The sequence below is a fragment of the Pseudomonas sp. P4_C1 genome (genome assembly GCF_056402155.1).
In genome coordinates, this window is sequence record NZ_JBFUHY010000142.1 from 1 (window position 1) to 4083 (window position 4083).

Genomic DNA, 4083 nt, shown 5'->3' on the forward strand with positions numbered 1-4083 from the left:
GATCAAGACCGATGGCGGCGAAGGCTTCGGTATGGACCCGCGGCGGATTTCAGCCGCGCCACAACTGGCCACTGGCCCGACACCGGCAGGGTTCAAGGGCGAAGGCACGCTGGAAGTCTGGAAGATCGAGAACGGCGGCAATGGCTGGAGTCACCCGGTGCATGTGCATTTCGAGGAAGGGATCATTCTCACTCGAGGTGGCAAACCACCACCCGAATGGGAAAAAGGAGCGCGCAAGGATATCTACCGTGTAGGCCGCGATTCCGACAGCCTCGACGATGTCGAAATGGCCATACACATCCGTGAGTTTGCCGGTACCTACATGGAGCACTGCCACAACACACAGCATGAAGACACGGCGATGCTGCTGCGCTGGGACTCTGAGCACCCGGGCCAGTTCCAATTGATGCCCACACCCTTGCCCAGCTGGGACGGCGTGAAATTCGTGAACTCGGTTGCATTACCGACATTCCGTACCGGAGATGGCGTCGGGCCACAGGTCGAGGTCAACAAAAACCCGTAAATAGCAGCAGCGGAGGCAAAGGCTAGCGTCGTCTATCAAACGGCTGTTTATGTCGTCAGCAAATGCACAGGCAACTTTTTTGCTGAAAATTCCCCTGTGGCTATGCCGCGAATTGGCTTTTTTCGAGGGGAAAATGGCAGTGCATTGACCTGGTTTGTTAACCCGGCCAAAGGCTTTTTTATGGCTGATTCGCTCAAAACCCCCGATGTCTTCCATGGAATCTGGAATAAAAGACGAAAAAAACGCCGGGGCTCTCGTCTGCCTTCCCATTCGCCGCAAACCCGGTAATGGTGCAGGCTGCACGATAAAAGATGGCAATGTGCAGCTAGCCAGGAACACTGCCGTTGGTCAGCAAAATTGATCAAGAAATGAACGGATACAGTTTTTTCGGTCAGAATACGCAGCAGGTGGCACGGGCTCTGAACCTCACCTGACCCCCAGAAGCGGAAGTTAAACCTCATATGCGCCAAGTGCGGATGCGGTTTTTTATTACCTGAAAATGGAAATAATCGAATGACTAAAAGTTCATTCGCCAAACTCGCTTTTATCTTGACAGCGTAATGCCGCAAGATAATTCAATTGAAACGGCTGAATCATAACTTCCGTCAGCAACGGCAAACTCTAATCACGCCGTCCTGAACGTCAGGTTGATTCACTGTTAGAACAAAGAGGTAGTCATGGAACTTAGTATTCTTACTTCACCAGTCGGGGAATATTTACGCCTGGGCGTTGTATATTTTCATCTTATCGCCTGCTGCGTGGCAATCGGGCTGGTTTTGACCAGTGACATTGCAATGGTCAAGCAACTCCTGAAGGGCGATGCGTCAGGTCACCACGATGACGCGCACATGGACAGTCTTCAAAAGACCGTATCGCTTGCACTTGTCTGGCTCTGGATTACAGGCATTGCTATTGTCGGGATCGATTATGCCGGCAAGGGGATGGAGTATTTCCTCAATCCAAAGTTACAAGCCAAAATCGGCATCGTTGTGCTGTTGACCATTAACGGCTTCGTGTTGCATCGCGCTGTATTGCCGGCGCTGAAGAAAGCCGGTTCGTTACTGAAACTCTCCTTCAGCCTGCGCATGCTGGCGCTGTTCTCGGGCGCGTTCTCTGGCGTGTCGTGGTTCTATGCCGCCATGCTGGGTGTTGGTCGTCCGCTGGCCTGGAAGTACTCGCTGGTGGAGTTGCTGGCAGCCTATCCGGTGCTCATCGTCGGCGGTTTCGGAATGATGGTACTGCTCACCGTCTGGGCAAAAAACAAAGACGCCGAAGCGCGCCAGGAGCAAGGCACCTGGACTCCAGGAAACGCCGCCCTGGCTGGCTGGTGAATCCAGGTTGAACAAGGACGTTCAGCGCTAACCCATGAATTCTGCTTTAACTGTTAAAAAATCTCACTTGAGGATACCCAAATGAAATCCATGAAAGTTCTCTTCGTAGTCGCCGCTCTGACCGCTTCTTCTCTGGCGATGGCCACAGGTGGCGGTGACCGGACCGTCGCACGCATGGAGTCGGCCCGGACCGTCTCGATGAAAGCCTTCCAGGTTGCCCAGAAACAGAAGGCTGAAGCCGCTGTCACTCAAAGCAAGGCCAAGGCAGCCGACCGCACCAACAGCTGATCTGTTGTGTCGAGTCCACAGTCCAAGCAGCCCGTCTCCACGGGCTGCTTCGTTTACAGGCCGTCGTGGCACGCGTTATCAGCTTTCATCTCCAATAAATTGCTTCATCGGTAAACGCCCCTCGCGCCAACTCAACGTTGCGTCTCTACGATCCTGAGCCAAGGCCAGCGAACCTGGTAACTTTTCGCCTTCTGGTCGAACAAGTCTGGCCTGGGATTCTTTGGATTGATTCTAAGTAGCCCCTGCTCAGTATCGGCCAGGCCGTTGGGTGCATAGACCTCGCCCGTTTCAATATCCAGCCCCATGCAGGTACCGGCAATCAGGTAGCGATCGATCCCGTCTCTGGCCGACTGAAGTTGTGGATAATCCCCGCCAAACCGCTGGTTGTACCACAGGTGAACGCGAGCCTGATTCTTGAATTCAACGTTCACGTCGAGGTGGTTGAACAGATGCCGAGCGGATTGGATGACCTCATTCTCGGCTTCCCACGACAGATCATCATCGAAGTAAAAAACGTCGTAATCCTTCACCCCCCACGCTGGCGGTCGCTGTGACTGATGATTCCACACGGCCTGGAACAGGCAACCGGCGGTGAGCATGCACTGGTTCAAACCGAGCTTGGGCAAGCGATCGGCAAGTTCTGCGTTTACTGGATTGGTCATTGCGATCCTGACCAGGCTTTCGACAGTCAATGTCATTTTCATCCCTTCCAAATCGATCAAGTCCTGGCGACCGACGATACCGCCAACGCTTTACAAATACGCGAAATACACCGCCCTTTACTCACCCTCGGCCAATCTGGCGCGAATCATGCCTCATTCAACGACATGAAGTCGGTACGGACTATGTGGATGACACTTTTGAAGTGAGCCGCCTCAGTGCCTGCCCCGATAATCGATAGCTTACTGACGAACGGTCGAGGTCAAGCATGACGAGCGCAACGATGGAACAAGTCAGCCCAAGAACGCTGAGAAGAGTGATTGTGGCTGCCGGCATCGGCAATTTCGTCGAGTGGTTCGACTTCGCCGTCTACGGCTTTCTGGCCACGACCATCGCCCAGCAATTTTTCCCCAGCGGCGATGCCAGTGCCGCGCTGCTCAAGACCTTTGCGGTATTCGCCGTGGCCTTTGCGTTTCGGCCCCTTGGCGGGATTTTCTTCGGCATGCTGGGCGACAGGATCGGCCGCAAGCGAACCCTGGCGATGACCATTCTGCTGATGGCCGGGGCGACGACCTTGATCGGCCTGCTGCCCACTTATACGGCGATCGGAGTCATGGCGCCGATTCTTCTGTCCCTGATCCGTTGCGCCCAGGGTTTTTCCGCCGGGGGTGAATACGCCGGTGCCTGTGCCTACCTGATGGAGCATGCACCGAGTGACAAGCGCGCCTGGTACGGCAGCTTCATTCCGGTGTCGACATTTTCCGCCTTCGCCGCGGCAGCCGTGGTGGCCTACGCACTCGAGGCGTCCTTGTCGGCCGAAGCAATGGGCAGTTGGGGCTGGCGCCTGCCGTTCCTGATTGCCGCGCCCCTGGGCCTGGTGGGTCTTTACTTGCGCTGGAAGCTCGATGAGACACCGGCATTCCAGGCGGTGACCCAGGAACATGCAGTCGCACACTCCCCACTCAAGGAAACCTTGCGCAACCATGGTGCGGCTATCTGCTGTCTGGGTGCTTTTGTGTCACTCACGGCACTGTCGTTTTATATGTTCACCACCTATTTCGCGACTTACTTGCAAGTCGCGGGTGGCCTGAGTCGCGCCACAGCGTTGCTGGTGTCGCTGATTGCATTGCTGTTCGCTGCGGCGATCTGCCCACTGGCCGGGCTGTACTCGGACCGGGTCGGGCGTCGAATGACGGTGATGACCGCTTGCGGTCTGTTGATTGTGAGCGTGTATCCATCGTTCCTGATGGCCAGCTCCGGCTCGTTCGCAGTGTCCATCGG

General features: G+C 55.4%; 6 protein-coding genes. 4 read left to right on the forward strand and 2 right to left on the reverse strand.

Annotated features, from left to right (window positions below):
• On the forward strand, window positions 1–523 hold a 523-nt coding region (locus tag AC1DU9_RS29510; protein ID WP_477811235.1), incomplete at its 5' end, for a multicopper oxidase domain-containing protein.
• Between the two features lie 47 nt (window positions 524–570).
• On the opposite strand, the gene AC1DU9_RS29515 is transcribed toward AC1DU9_RS29510, so the two are convergent.
• Entirely contained in the window at window positions 571–1092 is a 522-nt protein-coding gene (locus AC1DU9_RS29515) for a hypothetical protein (RefSeq protein ID WP_457266044.1), read from the reverse strand.
• Between the two features lie 108 nt (window positions 1093–1200).
• Between AC1DU9_RS29515 and AC1DU9_RS29520 the strand changes: the two genes are divergently transcribed.
• Complete coding sequence (locus AC1DU9_RS29520; RefSeq protein ID WP_223460618.1) at window positions 1201–1854, forward strand: hypothetical protein; 654 nt, start codon at window positions 1201–1203, stop codon at window positions 1852–1854.
• Window positions 1855–1935: 81 nt separating this feature from the next.
• The gene (locus AC1DU9_RS29525; RefSeq protein WP_223460620.1) at window positions 1936–2142 is read left to right on the forward strand and encodes a co-regulatory protein PtrA N-terminal domain-containing protein; all 207 of its coding nucleotides are present in this window, start codon (window positions 1936–1938) and stop codon (window positions 2140–2142) included.
• Window positions 2143–2273: 131 nt separating this feature from the next.
• Here AC1DU9_RS29525 and AC1DU9_RS29530 read toward each other — a convergent pair whose 3' ends face one another.
• A complete protein-coding gene (locus AC1DU9_RS29530) occupies window positions 2274–2840 on the reverse strand; it encodes a nucleotidyltransferase family protein (RefSeq protein ID WP_223460797.1) in 567 nt (188 codons plus the stop codon).
• 230 nt (window positions 2841–3070) lie between these two features.
• Between AC1DU9_RS29530 and AC1DU9_RS29535 the strand changes: the two genes are divergently transcribed.
• Window positions 3071–4083: MFS transporter (locus AC1DU9_RS29535; RefSeq protein WP_477811236.1), on the forward strand; the 1013-nt coding region annotated here is incomplete at its 3' end.